The sequence below is a fragment of the Saccharopolyspora mangrovi genome (assembly GCF_035320975.1).
In the GTDB taxonomy this organism is placed as follows: domain Bacteria; phylum Actinomycetota; class Actinomycetes; order Mycobacteriales; family Pseudonocardiaceae; genus Saccharopolyspora; species Saccharopolyspora mangrovi.
In genome coordinates this window covers 36200-53087 of record NZ_JAWLNX010000010.1, presented here as the reverse complement: position 1 = coordinate 53087, position 16888 = coordinate 36200, and the positions used below count along the sequence as shown (strand labels likewise).

17 protein-coding genes are annotated in these 16888 nt (G+C 70.1%); 3 read left to right on the top strand and 14 right to left on the bottom strand.

The genetic code is table 11. The features are described from left to right. Positions 1-87: 87 nt before the first annotated feature. Entirely contained in the window at positions 88-372 is a 285-nt protein-coding gene (locus tag R4I43_RS16090) for a hypothetical protein (protein ID WP_324266425.1), read from the bottom strand. Positions 373-518: 146 nt separating this feature from the next. Continuing rightward, entirely contained in the window at positions 519-1121 is a 603-nt protein-coding gene (gene folE / locus R4I43_RS16085) for a GTP cyclohydrolase I FolE (protein WP_324266424.1), read from the bottom strand. 158 nt (positions 1122-1279) lie between these two features. Here folE and R4I43_RS16080 point away from each other — a divergent pair, with 158 nt between their 5' ends. Then, positions 1280-1984 (top strand): helix-turn-helix transcriptional regulator, encoded by a 705-nt coding sequence (locus tag R4I43_RS16080; RefSeq protein WP_324266423.1) that lies wholly within the window; start codon positions 1280-1282, stop codon positions 1982-1984. 22 nt (positions 1985-2006) lie between these two features. Here R4I43_RS16080 and R4I43_RS16075 read toward each other — a convergent pair whose 3' ends face one another. The 9 genes from R4I43_RS16075 to R4I43_RS16035 all read right to left on the bottom strand — a co-directional run bounded on the left by R4I43_RS16075 (position 2007) and on the right by R4I43_RS16035 (position 13377). Then, positions 2007-3038 carry a glycoside hydrolase family 43 protein gene (locus R4I43_RS16075; protein WP_324266422.1) on the bottom strand — a complete coding sequence of 344 codons (1032 nt, stop codon included), beginning with the start codon at positions 3036-3038 and terminating at the stop codon, positions 2007-2009. A gap of 94 nt (positions 3039-3132) precedes the next feature. Beyond that, a complete protein-coding gene (locus tag R4I43_RS16070; RefSeq protein ID WP_324266421.1) occupies positions 3133-4098 on the bottom strand; it encodes an arabinan endo-1,5-alpha-L-arabinosidase in 966 nt (321 codons plus the stop codon). Positions 4099-4289: 191 nt separating this feature from the next. Next, the gene (locus R4I43_RS16065) at positions 4290-5336 is read right to left on the bottom strand and encodes a LacI family DNA-binding transcriptional regulator (RefSeq protein ID WP_407691256.1); all 1047 of its coding nucleotides are present in this window, start codon (positions 5334-5336) and stop codon (positions 4290-4292) included. A 128-nt stretch (positions 5337-5464) separates the two neighbouring features. Then, positions 5465-6478: a zinc-dependent alcohol dehydrogenase gene (locus R4I43_RS16060; RefSeq protein WP_324266419.1), complete on the bottom strand. Its 1014-nt coding sequence runs from the start codon at positions 6476-6478 to the stop codon at positions 5465-5467. Between the two features lie 81 nt (positions 6479-6559). Beyond that, positions 6560-6826 (bottom strand): hypothetical protein, encoded by a 267-nt coding sequence (locus R4I43_RS16055; RefSeq protein WP_324266418.1) that lies wholly within the window; start codon positions 6824-6826, stop codon positions 6560-6562. A gap of 19 nt (positions 6827-6845) precedes the next feature. Continuing rightward, the gene (locus R4I43_RS16050; protein ID WP_324266417.1) at positions 6846-8513 is read right to left on the bottom strand and encodes a sodium:solute symporter family protein; all 1668 of its coding nucleotides are present in this window, start codon (positions 8511-8513) and stop codon (positions 6846-6848) included. 435 nt (positions 8514-8948) lie between these two features. Beyond that, the gene (locus tag R4I43_RS16045) at positions 8949-10934 is read right to left on the bottom strand and encodes an alpha-L-arabinofuranosidase C-terminal domain-containing protein (protein WP_324266416.1); all 1986 of its coding nucleotides are present in this window, start codon (positions 10932-10934) and stop codon (positions 8949-8951) included. Positions 10935-10992: 58 nt separating this feature from the next. After that, positions 10993-12003, bottom strand: coding sequence for a glycoside hydrolase family 43 protein (locus tag R4I43_RS16040; protein WP_324266415.1), 1011 nt, complete (start codon positions 12001-12003; stop codon positions 10993-10995). Positions 12004-12432: 429 nt separating this feature from the next. Continuing rightward, positions 12433-13377, bottom strand: a complete 945-nt coding sequence (locus R4I43_RS16035) for a GlxA family transcriptional regulator (RefSeq protein ID WP_324266414.1) — start codon at positions 13375-13377, stop codon at positions 12433-12435. A gap of 175 nt (positions 13378-13552) precedes the next feature. Between R4I43_RS16035 and R4I43_RS16030 the strand changes: the two genes are divergently transcribed. Together R4I43_RS16030 and R4I43_RS16025 are read left to right on the top strand one after the other, a co-directional pair. Further along, positions 13553-14230 carry a DJ-1/PfpI family protein gene (locus R4I43_RS16030; RefSeq protein ID WP_324266413.1) on the top strand — a complete coding sequence of 226 codons (678 nt, stop codon included), beginning with the start codon at positions 13553-13555 and terminating at the stop codon, positions 14228-14230. Next, complete coding sequence (locus R4I43_RS16025) at positions 14227-14541, top strand: hypothetical protein (protein WP_324266412.1); 315 nt, start codon at positions 14227-14229, stop codon at positions 14539-14541. The genes R4I43_RS16030 and R4I43_RS16025 overlap by 4 nt, the downstream gene beginning before the upstream one ends. A 49-nt stretch (positions 14542-14590) precedes the next feature. On the opposite strand, the gene R4I43_RS16020 is transcribed toward R4I43_RS16025, so the two are convergent. From R4I43_RS16020 to R4I43_RS16010, 3 genes are read right to left on the bottom strand one after another with little or no spacing between them, the layout of a single operon-like run. Further along, positions 14591-15007 (bottom strand): thioesterase family protein, encoded by a 417-nt coding sequence (locus R4I43_RS16020; protein WP_324266411.1) that lies wholly within the window; start codon positions 15005-15007, stop codon positions 14591-14593. Next, complete coding sequence (locus R4I43_RS16015; RefSeq protein ID WP_324266410.1) at positions 15004-15960, bottom strand: 3-hydroxyacyl-CoA dehydrogenase NAD-binding domain-containing protein; 957 nt, start codon at positions 15958-15960, stop codon at positions 15004-15006. Before R4I43_RS16015 ends, R4I43_RS16020 begins: the two co-directional genes overlap by 4 nt. A 1-nt stretch (position 15961) precedes the next feature. Next, positions 15962-16849, bottom strand: coding sequence for a BKACE family enzyme (locus tag R4I43_RS16010; RefSeq protein WP_324266409.1), 888 nt, complete (start codon positions 16847-16849; stop codon positions 15962-15964). Positions 16850-16888: the final 39 nt, after the last annotated feature.

The window sequence follows — 16888 nt, the reverse complement described above, 5'->3', positions numbered from 1 at the left end:
GGGCCGCGGCCCCCCCCCCCCCCGCCGGGGGGGGGGGGGCCGGGGGCCCCCCCGCCCCCCCCGCCTCTCGTGGTGAGCGGTGGGGTGTTAGCCCGTGACCGCGTGATGTCCTTCCACCGCAACGGGAGACGGTGCGGTCGGCAGGTCTTCGGACTCGTCCTCCACCTCGGTCGAGGAATCCGCCGGTGGGGTCTCGTCCTGGTCGGAGCTGTCGTCCGTCGGCGGCTGGTGCGCCGGCGGCTCCTCCGCGGGTGGCTCCTCCGCGGGTGGCTCTTCCGCTGGCGGTTCTTCCGCAGGGGGCTTGCTCTCCGGGTGGTCGACGATCGGCGCGTTGGTGCACTCGACCGTCTGCGGCGAACCGATCGGTGCCACCGCACCGAGAACGGCAACGTTGTTGCCGCACAACTGGACCGGCAGGACGCTCAGGTTGTAGTCGTTGCCGATGTTGAGGCCGTCGTTGTCGCTGCGGTTGGCCGAGGAGGGTGCGTCGCCGACGAGCAGGTGGCGGGAACGGCCGATCAGGCGCGGTGGACGCCGGTGAGGGAGAAGAACTCCTGCCGGGACCGGGCGTCGGAGCGCAGCGTGCCCAGCAGCGTGGAGGTGACCGTGTGCGAGCCGGTGGCCTGGACGCCGCGCAGCGTCATGCAGGTGTGCTCGGCTTCGATGACCACTCCGACGCCTTGCGGCTCGAGGTGCTCGGACAGCCAGTCGGCGACCTGCTTGGTCAGGCGTTCCTGCACCTGCGGCCGGCAGGCGAAGTGCTCGACGATCCGGGCCAGTTTGGACAGTCCCAGGATGCGCTGACCCGGCAGGTATCCGACGTGCGCCACGCCGACGAAGGGCAGCAGGTGGTGCTCGCAGACCGAGCGCACCGGGATGGACCGCGCCAGCACGAGCTCGTCGTAGCCCTCGTCGTTGGGGAACGTGGTCAGGTCGAACGCGCGCGGGGTGAACAGCTCGGCGTAGGCGCGGGCCATCCGCCCGGGGGTGCCCGACAGGCTCTCGGAGTCGGTGGAGATCCCGAGGGCGCGCAGCAGCTGCCCGGCGGCGCGTTCGGCGGCGTCGAGGTCGATGCCTGCGTCGGGCTCGTGCGCGACGCGCAGTGCGGTGGCGGGGGTCATCAGCAGGTCCTCGCATCTCGGCGCGGCGGGTGCGGCCCGCCGCGTTTCGGCAAAGGACGTTAGTTTTATTCGTGCCGAGAAGCAAGAGACCTGGAGCACAGTGGAGATCGAGGTGTTTCGGCGAATCCACGTGGGTGGAACTGCGCTACGCTCGCGGGGTGAGCACAGGTGGTGACACCCCGGGCTTCCCGTTCGCGACCGTGGCGGCCCTCGACGACGACCTGCGGCGCGGGATGTACGAGTTCATCCGCCGGTCCCGGCGGCCGGTGACCCGCGACGAGGCGGCGGCCGAGGTCGGCATCTCCCGCAAGCTCGCCGCCTTCCACCTCGACAAGCTGGTCGGTGCGGGCCTGCTGACCGCGCGGTTCGAGCCGGTCGGCGGCATCCGCAAGGTGGGCCGGACCCCGAAGGTCTACGAACCGGCCGAGGTCGACATCCGCGTGAGCATCCCGCCCCGGCGGCACGACCTGCTGGCCGAGATCTTGCTGGAGGCCGTGCGCACCGAAGGCGAGGGCGAAACCGCCCGGCAAGCCGCCGTGCGCACCGCTCGCGAGCGCGGCCACGAGCTGGGCGCGGCGGACCGGGAACGGCTCCGCCCGGGCAAGCTCGGAGCCGAACGCGCGCTCACCCAGGCCGAGACGACCTTGGCCCGCTACGGGTTCGAGCCCGCACGCAGGTCACCGGGCTGCGTGCGGCTGCTCAACTGCCCCTTCCACCCCCAGGCGGCGCACTCCCCGGAACTGGTCTGCGGGATCAACCACGCGTTCCTCGAGGGATTCCTCGCCGGACTCCACGCCACAGCGGTCGAGGCCACCCTCGCCCCGCAACCCGGGGAGTGCTGCGTCCAGCTCCAGCGGACCTGACCGAAGCCGGGCCTCCGGCTCGCTAGTGGCTGTCGGGAACCGGGGTTGCGAAGGCCGGCGTTCCGTCGGGTTTCCAGCCGAGGGGCTGGACCCGGGTGTGGCGGTTGGGGTCGAGCAGCGGGTCGCCGTCGATCTCCCGGTACTGCCGCGCGTGGTAGACGAGCAGGTCGGTGCTGCCGTCCTCGGCCACGGTGAAGCTGTTGTGCCCCGGCCCGTACTGCGAGTTGGCCTCGCTGGAGGTGAACACCGGCTCCGCCGACTTGGTCCACGCGGCGGGGTCCATCAGGTCGGCGTCGGCGGAGGCGGTGAGCAGTCCCAGGCAGTAGTTGGCGTCGGTGGCGCTGGCCGAGTAGGCCAGGAACACCCGGCCGTTGCGCTGGATGACCGACGGTCCCTCGTTGACCTTGTAGCCGCGGGTCTCCCACTCGTAGGTCGGCTGCGACAGCCGCACCGGTGCCCCGGTGAGCGTCCAGGGGTTGCTCAGCGGCGCGAGGTAGAGGTTGCTGTTGCTGTCGATGCCGGGTTCCCGCTGCGCCCACGCGAGGTAGCGGGTGCCGCCGTGGACGAATGTCGTGGCGTCCAGCGAGAAATCGTCCCAGGCGGTGGCGATCTGACCCTTCTCCACCCATGCACCGGTGAACGGGTCGGCGGCGGAGTTCTCCAGCACGTACATCCGGATCCGCCACACGTCCTCGGCGTCGCCCGCGGCGAAGTAGAGGTACCAGCGCCCGTCGACGTGGTGCAGCTCGGGTGCCCAGATGTGCGCGCCCATCGGCCCGGTTTCGTGCTTGCGCCACACGACGGCCTCGTCGGCGTCGGCCAGCCCCTGGATGGTGCGGGCGCGGCGCAGGATCAGCCGGTCGTACTCGGGAACGGTGGCGGTGTAGTAGTAGGAGCCGTCGGTGTGCCGGGTGATGTGCGGGTCGGCCCGCTGCCGGATCAGCGGGTTGGCGTAGCGCGGTGCGGCCGCGCCGGCGGTGGCCGGGAGGGCGGTGGCGCCGAGCGCGAGGGCGCCGGCGGCCAGGGCGGTGCGGCGCGAGATCCGTGCCTGCATCAGGTTCTCCTCGATGTCGGTATGTCGGACAGCGTTCGAACGTCGGGTGAGTCCGGTGACCGGTTGAAGGTCTTCGGCGATCGGACGGGGGTTCTCAGCGCACCCTGGGCCAGCCCTGCTCCCAGCCGAGGAGGTTGATGCCCAGCCTGTGCGCACCACCGGCGTTGGCGTCGTAGTAGTGGTAGACGAGGAGGTCGCCGTCGGAGTCGGCCAGCACGCTCTGCCCGCCCGGCCCGATGATGTTGGCGTGGCTGGCGAGAACCTCAGTGCCCCCGCCCTCGGTCATCGGAGTTCCCGCGGCGTCGAGGTAGGGGCCGGTCGGCTCGGCGGAGCGGCCGACCATGATCCGGTAGGTGCTCTGCGCGCCCTGGCAGCACCGGTCGAACGAGACGAACAAGTAGTACATCCCGTCGCGTTCGACGATCGCGGGCGCCTCCACGGCGTGCTGCGGGTCCTGCTGGCGCGTGGCCAGCCGGTGCACCACCTGGTCGGTGGGATGCCGCATGCCGGTGGCCGGATCGAGCTGGATCAGCCGGATCCCGGTCCAGAACGAGCCGAACGACAGCCACCACCGCCCCTGCGAGTCGACCAGCAGGTTCGGGTCGATCGCGTTGTGGTCGTCGGCGGTGGTGGTGGCGTGGACGATGCCCTGGTCCTGCCAGCTGCCGGGTTCTCCGGTGGGGCTGGTGGCCAGCCCGATCGCGGAGTGGTTGGAGCCGAATCCCGAGGCGGAGTAGTACATCCAGTACTGGCCGGCGTGGAAGGAGGTGTCCGGTGCCCACACGTCGCCGTCGGCGTTGTAGTCGTAGACCCACGCGAGCACGGAGGTGAAGGCCGAACCCGCCCGGTCGAACTGGGTGCGGTCGCCCGAGCTGCGCATCTCGATGCGGTCGTGCGTGGAGTAGAGCAGGTACCCGGCACCGGATTTCAGCAGCGACGGGTCGTGCGCGGCGAGGTCGCCGGTGACCACACCGGGCATCGGGTAGTCGGCTGCCGAGGCCGGGGTTGCTGAGGCGAACGCGATCACGGTGGTGAGCAGCACGAGTGGGGGTGGGCGCACGTCGATTCTCCGTTCCGGTCACGGTGTTTCCGGATGCGCGTCGGAAGTGCGTGATGCGCGCGGGATTTCGTCGATCGCTCAGGAAGTGAGCGCTAACATGACGTGATCAGGACGTTACGGGGGTGTGGTCAGCAGGTCAAATCACACTTATTCGGCCCGGTTCCAGGCGCGTTCGTGTTGCGGGAGGAACCTCAGGCGTCCGAAAGCGCGCTCTCGCGCAGGTTTCCGATGCTGCTGTGGCGGGTGATCAGCTCGGGCGTTATCACCACCGACTCACCACCGGGGGAATCGCCGGAGATCTGCTTGAGCAGGAGGTCGATGCTGGCCCGCCCCACCGCGTCGAAGTCCTGCCGGACGGTGGTCAGCGGGGGAGTGAAGTAGGCGGCCTCGGGCACGTCGTCGAAGCCGGCCACCAGCACGTCGGCGGGGACGCGGACACCTCGCTCGTGGAAGGCGCGCAGGACCCCGAGCGCCATCTGGTCGTTGGCCACGAACACCGCGCGCACGTCGGAGCGCTCGGCCAGCAGCTGCCCGTTGGCGTACCCGGAGGCCGGGCTCCAGTCGCCACGCAGCGGCTCCGGCGGTTGGATCCCGGCGCGTTCGAGCTCGGCGCGCCAGCCGGCGACCCGGCCCTGGGCCTCCAGCCAGTCGGCCGGGCCGGCGATGTGGAACACCGACTCGGCGCCCTGCGACAGCAGGTGCCGCGTGGCCAGCGCGGCGCCCTCTTCCTGATCGACGCACACCGTGGAGTGGCCGTTGCCCTCGCCGCCTTCCACGGCCACCACCGGCAGGTCGGACGGGACCGTGCGCAGGGCCTCCACGGTGGACAGCTGAGGTGCGATGACGATCGCGCCGTCGACGTTCTGCCGGTTCAGCCGGTCCAGCGCCTGGCTGGCGCGGTCGCCGTCGAAGGACTTCGCGCTGGTCACGCTCACCGAGTACCCGGAGCGGCGGGCCGCCTGCTCTATGCCGTAGAGCGTGCTGGCCGGGCCGTAGAGCGTGGTGTCGAAGCTGACCACGCCGATCATCCGGGTGCGGCGGGAGGCGAGCGCCCGGGCGGCGGAGTGGGGCCGGTAGTCGAGCTCCTCGACCGCCGCCAGCACCCGGGTGCGGGCCGCCGGCGAGACCGACGGGTGCCCGTTGAGCACGCGGGAGACCGTTTGCTGCGAGACGCCCGCCAGCCCCGCTACGTCGGCCATCACGGCCCGACGTGGTGACGAAGACGTGCCCCTGCCCATTTCCCTACCTCCGAACTCGGCCGCTGCGACGACGCTACTCCAGCGGACACCCCAACGCGGTGATGCGTCCACATGAGAGGCGCGGCGTCCGGTCCCCGGCGCGAGTTCCCCGGGGACCGCAGCGGCGCTCAGGGGCCGAGCAGGATCTTGACCACGTCGTCGCGCTCGGTGCTGAGCACGCGCAGCGCCTCCGCAGCTTCGGTGATGGAGAACTGCCTGCTGATGAGCTTCTCGGGCTGGAGCACCCCGGCTGCGAACGCCCGCACGGCGTGGTTCCAGGCGCGGGGAGAGGCCCCGAAGACGGTGTGCACGGTGACTTCCGAGAGCACCAGGTGCGCCGATGACAGCGGCTGCTCGTCGCGCTCCGGGATCCCGGTCAGCGCCACCCGGCCGCCCCGCCGGACCAGCCGCGTGGCCAGATCAGCGCACCCGGAGGCGCCCGCGGCCTCGATGACCGCGTCGAACCGGCCGGTCAGCTCCTCGGCCTGCGGCGAGGTGACGTAGCTGGTCGCGCCGCAGGCGGCGGCGAGCTCCTCCCGGCCGGGTCGGGAGTGCACCAGGGTCAGCTCCGCGGGCGAGGAGGCGGCCAGCAGCTGCGCGGACAGCAGACCGAGGCTGCCGCCGCCGATGACGGCGACCCGTTCGCCGGGTGAGACCGCCAGCTTCAGGCACGCCGCTGCCGCGCAGGCGGCCGGTTCGAGGACCGCCGCCGCCCGCAGGTCGGCTCCGTCCGGCAGGACGTGCAGCAGGCGGGCGGGCAGCGTCAGGAAGCTCGACCAGGCTCCGGGCCGGGTGAAACCGGTCTCGTCGTAGTCGGCCGCGCACAGGTTGGCGTCTCCGCGGCGGCAGGCCGGGCAGACCTGGCAGTTGCGGAAACCCTCCCCGACGACGGGCTTTCCGACCAGTGCCGGGTCCACGTCGTCGCCGACGGCTTCGACCGTGCCCGACCACTCGTGGCCCGGGGTCACGGGGTAGCGGACGAAGCCGCTGGGGCGGGTGCCGGTGTAGACGTCGCGGTCGGAACCGCAGATGCCGCTGTGGGCCACCTTCACCAGCGCTTCGCCGGGGCCCGGGGCCTGGGCTTCGGTGGGGACCAGCCGCAGGTCGCCCGGTTCGGGGATGACCACTGAAAGGCCGTTCAAGACTTCTCCTCGGTGCTGCGCGACGGGTGCTCGGGGGCAGACGGGTGCGCGGGGCACCCGTCGCGCGTGGGTCGTCGTCGATCAGGTCGCCGGCCGCAGCCGCATCCACAGCAGGAACAGCGCGCCGACGACGAACATGCTCACCCCGGTCCAGAGGTTGATGTTGATCCCCTGGGCCTTGGTCAGGTCGGCTTCGGTGGCGAGCAGTCCTGCACCGCCGATCATCACGCCGTAGAGCAGGAACAGGCCGCCGATGACGGTGCGCACGTCGAACAGCTTGGTGGCGGTGCCGGAGTGCCGTTCGAGCTCGTCGACTTCACCGGTGCGGGGGGTGGGCAGGTCTGGCATGGGAAACCTCCTGGTGGGCTCAGAACGAGAACGGGACGTAGCACAGGGCGGCCAGCACGATGGCGCTCCAGCCCAGCAGCGCCGGGCGGCGGTACCAGGCGTCGTCTCCCGGTGCCCGCTCGCCCTGGTCGCGGGCGGCGCTGCGGGTGTAGACCAGGCCGTCGAGCTCCTCGTCGGTCTTGGGCGTGGTCGCCAGCGAGATGGGCACGCTCACCGCCATGTTGACGGCGAAGGCGATCATCGACGCGGTCATGTTGGCGTCCTGGTCGGAGCCCATCTGCACGAGTCCGCCCTGGTAGGCGAAGTAGAACGTGATCGGTGCGACGGTGCCCAAAAGCAGGCCCCAGAAACCGGCCTTGGCGGTCATCCGCTTCCAGAACAGCGCCAGGATGAACGTGGCGAACAGCGGGACGTTGAAGAAGGAGAACAACGTCTGCAGGTAGTTCATGATGTTGCTGAACGACGCCGCCAGGAACGCCGTGCCCATGCCCACGACCACGCCGATGACCGTGACCGCCCGGCCGACCGCCAGGTAGTGCTGGTCGGGCATGTGCGGCTTGATGTAGGCCTGCCAGATGTCGGTGGTGAACACGGTGTTGAAGCTGGAGACGTTGGCGGCCATGCCCGCCATGAACGAGGCCATCAGGCCGGTGACTGCCAGCCCGAGCACGCCGTTGGGCAGCAGGTCGCGCATCAGGATCGGGATCGCGTCGTTGTAGTCGTACCCGCTTCCGGCCTGGCCGATCGTGGGTTGCACGAGCAGCGCGATGATGCCGGGCAGCACCACGATCAGCGGGATGAACATCTTCGGGAACGCCGCGATCAGCGGGGTGCGTCGCGCGGCGGAGAGGTTCTTGGCCGACAGCGATCGCTGCACCTCGGCGAAGTTGGTGGTCCAGTAGCCGAACGAGACGGCGAAGCCCAGGCCGAGGGTGATGGTCAGCCAGTTCGCGCCGAGCGGGTTGTCCTGCCCGATGCCGGTGTTGCCCCAGGCGGTGAGGAATCCGGGACCGGGGCCGGTCATCACCTTGTCGATGAACCCGTCGATGCCGCCGACGCGTGCCAGGCCGAGCACGGTCAACGGGACCAGTGCGGCGACGATGACGAAGAACTGCAGCACCTCGTTGTAGATCGCCGAGGACAGCCCGCCGATGACGATGTAGGCCAGCACGAACAGGCCCGCGGTGAAGATGGAGACCGGCAGCGGCCAACCCAGCAGCGCCCGCAGCACGATCGCCAGCGCGTAGAGGTTCACCCCGGCGATCAGCACCGAAGCCACCGCGAAGATCACCGAGCTGAGCAGGTGGGAGGACTTGCTGAACCGCAGCAGCAGGAACTCCGGAACGCTGCGCACCTTCGAGTTGTAGTAGAAGGGCATCATCACCAGACCGAGGAACACCATCGCCGGGATCGCGCCGATGAGGTACCAGTGGACGGTGTACGCGCCGTACTGGGCGCCGTTGGCCGCCATGCCGAGGATTTCGGTGGCGCCGAGGTTGGCCGAGACGAACGCCAGCCCGGTCACCCAGGCGGGCAGCGAACGGCCGGACAGGAAGAAGTCCAGGCTGTTGCTCACGCTGCGCTTCGCGGCGAAGGCGATGCCCAGCACCACGGCGAAGTAGGTGATCAGGATCAGGTTGTCCAGCCAGTTCATCGACAGCCGTAAGCCGTCGGCGAGAGTGTGCATGATCGAAGTTCCTCGTCGTCGTTGGCGAGCTGGCCCGCGCGGTACCTGTCGGCGCGGGTCGGGTTGCGGTCCCGAGGAGCTCTCGCGCGGCGCGCTGGGCGTGCGCGTGCTCGTCCGGTCACGTCGTTGACCGGACCTCGTCCGGAGTTCTTCGGACTCGTGCGGTGCGGAGCCGGCCGCGTGTCGGCCTGTGTTCCACGTCTCCTTCGGCACGAGATGTTAGCGCTAACACAAGGCGCGTCCAAGGCGTTCGAGCAGATCCGCGGGCCGAATTGATAACCATCCGGCAACGCGCCCGTACGGTGCGGCGCCGTCGCGCCTCGGCGGTTCCAAAACCAGGCGTTGCACAGTCGACCTTTCCTTCGCTGGCAAGTGGGGGAGTGGGAACCGGGTGCCGCACGGCCGGGAGGCTGACGCGCGGCACCCGGAGTCCGGTCACCTCCCGGCGGGCTTGATCCGCAGGACGGTGACGGAGTTCGGTGGGAATTCGTGGCTGAAGCTGCTGCTCACACCGTCCACCGTGGACTCCCGAGGCCGGATGGGCGCCGAGTCGCCGGAGTTGACCGCAGCGGGGTCGCCTTCGAGGGTGGTGGCGCGGGCGGTGGGCTCCACCGGGGTGTCGCCGAGGTCGATCTGGGCGGTGGCCGCCTCGGCCTGGGCGTTGACGACCTTGACGATCAGCTCGCCGGTGGCGTTGTCGCGGGTGACGACCTGGCGGAAGGACTCGTCCTCGGCGGTGGTGCTGGGCACGACCTCGTCACCGACGTTGTTCATGAACAGCTTCTGGGTCTCGTAACTGGTGGAGCCCCAGGACTTCTCGTCGTTGAACCAGATCATGTCCGGGGACCACTGCACGTCGCCCTCGTGGGCCAGCAGCGGCGCGTAGGAAGCCAGATTGACCACGTCTGCGTTGCGCTCCAGCCCGGTCATGTAGGCGGCTTCGGCCAGCGAGTTTCCCCAGCGGTTGTCCTTGGAGGCGTACTCGCCGAGGAAGACCTTCGGTCCGTTGCGGTCGTAGGCGTCGTATCGGTGGTGGTTGGCCAGGAACCAGGCGGGATCGTTGTAGTAGTGCTCGTCGACCATCTCGACGCCGTGGTCGCGGTTGAGCTGCCAGGCGCGGTCGAAGATCTCGCCGCTGTCGTCCGGGCCGGAGTTGCTCACCACCGTGATCTCCGGGTGCGCTGCCTTGATCGCGTCGCGGAACTGCACGAAGCGCTGCATGAACTCGTCCGGCAGGTTCTCCTCGTTGCCCACGCCGATGTGGGTGAGGCCGAAGGGCTCCGGGTGTCCCATCTCGGCTCGCTTGGCGCCCCACGGCGAGGTGGCCGGGCCGTTGGCGAACTCGATGAGGTCCAGGGTGTCCTGGATGTGCCGCTGCAGCAGTTGCGGGTCGTCGGTGGCCTGGTTCTGGCCGCACCCGGTGACCAGCGCGGGTACCACCGGCAGCGGCATCGCGCCGATGTCCTCGGCGAATTGGAAGTACTCGAAGTAGCCCAGCCCGTAGGACTGGTTGTAGCCCCAGAAGTTGGCGTTGGTGGCGCGCTGCTCGACCGGGCCGATCGTGTCCTTCCACTGGTAGGAGCGCTTGCGCTCCCAGCCCGGCGCCTCGTAGCCCTCGTGGCTGCCGGTGTTGACCAGGCAGCCGCCGGGGAAGCGCAGGAAACCGGGGTTGAGCGCGGCGATCTTCTCGGCGAGATCGGGGCGCAGACCGTGGTTCTTGTACGTCTCTTGGGGCAGCAGCGAGACCATGTCGAGCGCGACGGTGCCGGTGCCCTCCGCGGTGACGCTGAGGCTGCCGGTCGAGGACGTGCTCTTGGCGGTGAACCGCCCGGTGTACTTGGTCCAGCCGTCGCCCGCGACCTCGACGCGCACCGGATCGGCGAGGTCGGTGCCGCCGTCGGTGAGGCGCACGGTCAGCGGGGTGCCCGACGGTCGGTCGGTGCGCGCCCAGACCGAGAACTCGTAGGTCTTGCCCGCTTCGGTGCGCAGGCCGTTGAGGAACCCGGCGTTGGTGACGCCGTAGGAGCCACGGGCGTTGCCGGCCAGGTCCAGCCGCAGGTACCGCCGGTTGCGCTCGTTGAGCCGGCCGTCGTCGTCGACGACCTCGGCGGTGCCTTGCCCGCCGTCTGCGGCCACCGGCGTCCAGGCGGTCATCGGGTGGTAGTCCTGGTTGTCGGCCGGGTCGAATTCGAACGAGCGGTTCTGCACGAGCTCGGGGTAGAGGCCGCCGTCGGCGGCGCGGTTGATGTCTTCGAAGAAGACGCCGTACATCGTCGGGTCGATCGCCGGGCCGCGTCCGGCTGCGTCGATGTTCACCTCGTACTGCGGTGCTGCCGAGGCGAAGGTGCTCGGCGTCAGGGCGATGATCGTCGCCGCCAGCGACAGGCCGATCGCGGCCCGGGTTCGCGCTCGTGCGGGCATGCTGCTCCTCCTCGAAGAGGGACCGTGCGGACGTGGAGGTGCGCCGGGGGCCGCTGGTTCAGCGGGCCGCGGGGTAGGCGTTGCGGACTCGCTCGTGCTCGGACTTGGTGAGCGGGAGAACCGTGCCGTGACGCGGGTTCGCGGGCAGCGCGTAGTCCGGGGATTCGCGCCAGCGGCCGGAGCCGAGGTCGTCGGTCTCGAACGGGACGTAGCCGCGGCCGCCGTACTCGTCGATGAACAGGTACCACTTGTGCTCGGTGTTGGACCGGAACGCGGTCGGCCCTTCGCCGTAGGCGATGCCCTCGCCGGTCTCATCGCCCTTGCCGATGCAGTCGGCGACGAACTCCCACGCGGGGTTGAGCAGCGCGGTCGACTTCTCCTGGGTGATGAACTTGCCGCACGGGTTGGCCGCGTCCTGGGCGCGTTCGTCCTTGGTGAAGCGGTAGTGGGTGCCGGCCTGGTCGATGACGGTCGAGTCGATGACGGAGTGCCCCGGGTCGTGCCACACCTGGGCGGGGCTGAAGGTGATGAAGTCCTTCGTCGTCGCGTACATCATCCGGTGGTGGCTCTGGCCGGTGTGCTCCGGATCGTCCGGTGAGTACAGGGTGGACGCCCAGAACACCACGTACTGCTGGGTTTCCGGGTCCCAACGCGCCTCAGGTGCCCACGCGTCGCCGGCGGTCTCCGGTGCGACCTGGGCGGCTCGCTGCGGTGACCAGTGCACGAGGTCGGTGGATTCCCAGATCATGATCGAGCGGCTGCCGTGCCGCTGGGCGTTGTCCCAGTCGCCGTCGCCGTGCATCCGCAGATCGGTGGCCAGCAGGTAGAAGCGATCGCCGGTAGGGGAGCGGAGGAGGAAAGGATCGCGCACGCCCTGGTCGCCGAGCGTGGAGCGCAGCACCGGTGCGCCGCCGTTGAGCGCGGTCCAGTGCAGCGGGTCGTTGCCGTTGCTGGCCGCGAGGTGGATCTGCTCGCCGTCAGGAGATCCCTCGCCGGTGAAGTAGGCGAAGAGGTAGCCCTCGTAGGTCTGGTCCTGCGCGGCGGCGGCGCTGGGCGCGGTCGTGCTCACGGCGAGCGCGAGGAGGGAAGCGGATAAGGTGGAGATGAGTCCATGCGCTGTTCGAAGGGACATCGGTGACCCTCGTTCCAGTGGATGTGAGCGCTAACAAAGCTGAACTTGGATGCGGAAGCTACCGCTCCCGCAATGGGGCGTCAACCGCTCCGGAAGCGCCCGCACCAGGCATGTTCACCGATGCTGGTCCGAACGGGTGCATCGCAGCAGCCGGAGATGGCCGCCTGGCGCCGCTCGCGATCGCGGTGCGACGCCAGGGAAATCGCTGTTGAGCCGCCCGGAGCGGACGTGGGAGGTGTCCACAGTGGAGTGATCGGCGGTTCCGCGTTGGTCCATTCGCTGGATTGTTCGCAAGTGTCGAGTCGGCGCCGGCGTCCGCGTGGGGAGACGGTGTTCGAAATTGCGAACGACCTCAGGCGCGGCTGATCACGTCCCGGCGCGGAAGGTGGTGCGGTAGGCGCGGGGGCTGACTCCGGCGAGGCGGCGGAACTGGGTGCGGAAGGTGTTGGGGCTGGCGAAGCCGACGCGGCGGGCGATGGTTTCCACGCCGTGGTCGGTCGTCTCCAGCAGTTCCTGGGCGTGGCGGATCCGCACCCGGGTCAGCCATTCGATCGGGCTCTGGCCGGTTTCGGCGTGGAAGCGCCGGTGGAGGCTGCGGGTGCTCATCCGGCCTTCAGCGGCCAGGTCGGCGAGGGTGAGGTCCTCGTGGGCGTGCTGTTCGATCCACCCGAGCAGCGGTTCGAGGGTCGTGGTGCTCGCGGTCGGTGCGTTGTGGACGATGAACTGCGCCTGCCCGCCGTCGCGGTGCAGCGGCGCCACCGCCAGCCGCGAGGCGTCGGCGGCGACGGCGGTGCCGTGGTCGCGGCGGATCACGTGCAGGCACAGGTCGAGTCCTGCCGAGGCACCGGCCGAGGTCAGGACCTGGCCGTCGTCGACGTAGAGCACCTGCGGATCCACCTGCACGCGCGGGTACCGATCGGCCAGGAGGTCCGCGGCGGCCCAGTGGGTGGTGGCGGATCGTCCGTCGAGCAGGCCCGCTTCGGCGAGAGTGAAGGAACCGACGCAGATCGAGGCGATCCGCGTCCCGGCCGCGGCGGCTGCGCGCAGGGCCTCCAACGCCTCCGGCGGAGCTGGGACGTCGAGGTCGTGGCGGCCGGGCACGACGATCGTGTCGGCGTGGGCCAGCTCCTCGAGCCCGTGGTCGGTGGCCAGCTTGACCGGCCCCGCGTCCAGCAGTGGCGCGGTCCCGCACACCACGACGCGGTACGCCGGCCTCCCGTCGGGCAGCCGGGCCCGTCGGAACACCTCGATCGGCGTGGCCAGATCGAAGGCGATCGTGTCCGGCAGCGCGAGCACCACGACGTTGTGCATGGCCCGACTATAGCCACAACGATGCTGGTCACAGCGGTGTCAATGCGGCTGCGGTGCCGGTGGCGAGATCTGGTGGCTTGTTGGCTTTCAGACGGTGGTGCGGTGCGCGCACCCGGCTCCACGATGGCGGTACCTGCCGCGACAACGCCGCGAACGATCACGAGGAGTTCCGCTGATGCCCCTGACCACCCAGATCGTGTTGTTCGACGGGTTCGACCCGCTGGACGCGATCGCCCCGTTCGAGGTCCTCGCCGCGGGCAGCGACGAGGCCGGCGACGGGCTGCACATCGAGTTCGTCTCCGCCGAAGGACCCCGGCGGGTCGTCTCGGGAACCCGGGGCATGGCCCTGGAGGCCACGGCCGTGCTCGACCCGGACCTGCCCGGTCACATCGTCGTGCCCGGTGCCTCCGGCCCGATCGACGGTGACCCCGACGACGGGGTGGACACGATCCCGGTGCTGCTCAACAGGTTCAGCCAGAGCACCGCCGGACCGCTGCTGAAGCGGGCGCTGGACAACCCGGAGGTGACCGTGGCGACGGTCTGCGGCGGTTCGCTGGTGCTGGCGATGGCCGGGCTGATCGAGGGCCGCCACGCGGTGACGCACGCGCTCGGCATGGAACTGCTCGAAGCCACCGGCGTGAAGGCCGTCCACGCTCGGGTCGTCGACGACGGCGACCTCGTCTCGGCCGGCTCGGTGTCCTCCGGGCTCGACCTGGGCCTGCACCTGCTCCACCGCCAGTACGGCTCGCACGTCGCCCACGCCGTGGAAGTGCTCTTCGCCCACGAGCGCCGAGGCACCCCGTGGCTGTCACCAACAGCGGACCGCGCCGCTGGCCGGGAGGAGCACGCATGAGCGCCCTGCACGGAACCTGGGACCTGAAGCTCAAGACACCGATCGGCACCCTCGCGGTGACCTACGAGTTCACCGAAACCGCGGGCGGGCTGAGCGGCACGGCCACCGACGAGCACGAAACCGTGCCGCTCACCGACGTTTCCAGCCGCGCCGAGGCCGACGGCGAGCGGGTCACCTGGCGCCAGTCGGTGACCAGGCCGATGCGGCTGAACCTGGAATTCGACGTCGTGGTCACCGGAGACCAGCTCACCGGCCACTCCCGGGCGGGGCGGCTGCCCCGCACGGCGGTCCCCGGCCCCCGCCGCACCTGACCGGCAGGAGTGGGGCGCGCCCGGTGCCGCTGCGGCACCGGGCGCCCGCTCATCCGGCGAGACCGGCCGCTTCGTCCAGCTGGGCGGCGATGCCGTCCGGGAACGGCACGGCGCGTCCCTGCGCGGTGTCGACGTGCAGCGCGACGATCTCCTCGGTGGCGACCAGGGTGTCGCCGACGCTCATCTCGTGGGCCAGCCGCAGCTTCTTGGCGCCCCGCTCGGTGATCCGGGTGGTCACCAGCAGGTCGGTGTCCGGCCCGACCTCGTGCAAGTAGCGCACGTGGGCTTCGACCGTGTAGAGCGAATGACCGGTGTCGGTGCGGTACTGCGCGTCCATGCCGGTGCGCTCCATGAACGCATCGGTGGCGAAGCCGAAGACCAGCACGTAGTAGGCCTCGCTGAGGTGGCCGTTGTAGTCGATCCACTCCGGCCGGACCTGCTGCCGGAACGTGCTCGGTTGGCTCATCGCGACTCCTTGAGCTGCTGCATGGCCCGCATGACCGCGATGACCGCGCGGTCGCGCTCGGAGACGAGAGCGGCGTTGTCCCGACCGTCGGCGGCCTGCTCGCAGCCGTCGACCATGCGGTCGCGCAGCTCACCGGTCAGCTCCGGCGCCTCCAGCCGAGTCCACGGTGCCTTCAGCGAGGGGCCGAAGTGGTCGAGCATGTGCGCCATGCCGCCCTCACCACCGGCGAGGTGGAAGGTCAGGCACGGGCCGAACAGCGGCCAGCGCAGGCCGGGGCCTTCGGTGATCGAGGTGTCGATCTGCTCCACTGTGGCTTCGCCGTTGGCGACCATGTGCAGCGCCTCGCGCCAGATCGCCTCCTGCAGGCGGTTGGCGATGAACCCGGGGACCTCCCGGTCCATGGTGATCACCGACTTGCCGGCGACCTCGAAGAACTCCGAGGCGAAGCGCACCGCCCAGTCCTCGGTGGCTTCGCCGCCGACGACCTCGACCAGCGGGATGAGGTAGGGCGGGTTGAACGGGTGGCCCACCACCAGCCGCTGCGGGGAGGTGCAGCGCTGCTGCATCTCGGTCATGGTGAAACCCGAGGTGGAGGAGCTGATGACGACGCCCGTCGGGGTGGCGGCGTCGATGCGCGCCAGCAGGTCGCGCTTGAGCTCCAGGTCCTCCGGTGCGCTCTCCTGCACGAACTCCGCTTCGGCCACGGCGGTTTCGAGCGTGTCGGCGACGGTGAGGTTGTCGCGGTCGGCGCCGTCGGCGAGCCCGAGCTCGGTGAGCGCCGGCCACGCGAGGTCGACCAGGCGGTGCAGCTTCTCGGCGGCGTCGGGGGCCGGGTCCCAGGCGGTGACCCGGTAGCCGCGGGCCAGGAAGTGCGCCACCCAGCCGCCGCCGATGACCCCGGCGCCGATGCAGGCGATGTGGCCGACCTCGGCCGGTGCGGTCGGTGCGGTCATGTCAAGACCTCCGCTTCAGGCCGAGCTTCTCGCGAGCCTGGTCGGGCGTGGCGACCTTGGCGCCGAGCGCTTCGACGATGGTCACCGCGCGCTCGACCAGCTGGGCGTTGGTGGCCTTCACGCCGCGGCTGAGGTAGAGGTTGTCCTCCAGGCCGACGCGCACGTGACCGCCGAGGATCGCCGACTGGGCGACCCACGGCATCTGGTTGCGGCCGATGGCGAAGCTGGCCCAGTTCGCGCCTTCCGGCAGCATGTTCACCATCGACTGCAGAACGCCCGGGTCGGCGGGAGCGCCGTAGGGGATGCCCATGCACAGCTGGAACAGCGGCGGGGCGTCGATGAGGCCTTCCTCGATCATCTTGGTGGCGAACCACAGCTGACCGGTGTCGAAGATCTCCATCTCCGGCTTCACGCCCAGCTCCTGGATGCGCTTGGCGCCGGCGCGCAGCATGTCCGGGGTGGAGATGTAGAGCTGGCTGCCCTCGCCGAAGTTCAGCGAGCCGCAGTCCATCGTGCAGATGTCCGGCAGCAGCTCCTCGACGTGCGGCAACCGCTCCAGGCCGTTGACCAGGTCGGTCCCGTCGACCGGCTTGAGCGGGTCGTCCTGGTCGATGACCAGGTCGCCGCCCATGCCCGCGGTCAGGTTGATGACGACGTCCACACCGGACTCGCGCACCCGCCGCACGACCTCGCGGTAGAGCGCGACGTCGCGGGATCCCTTGCCGTCGTCGACGTTGCGGACGTGGATGTGCACGACCGCGGCACCGGCGTTGGCCGCGTCCACCGCCGAGGTGGCGATCTGCTCGGGGGTCACCGGGACGTGCTCGCTCTTGCCGACGGTGTCCCCAGCGCCGGTGAGCGCCGCGGTGATGATCACTTCGTTGTTCAACGCGATTCCTTTCTCGAACCAGGGTTTTTCGGGCAGCGC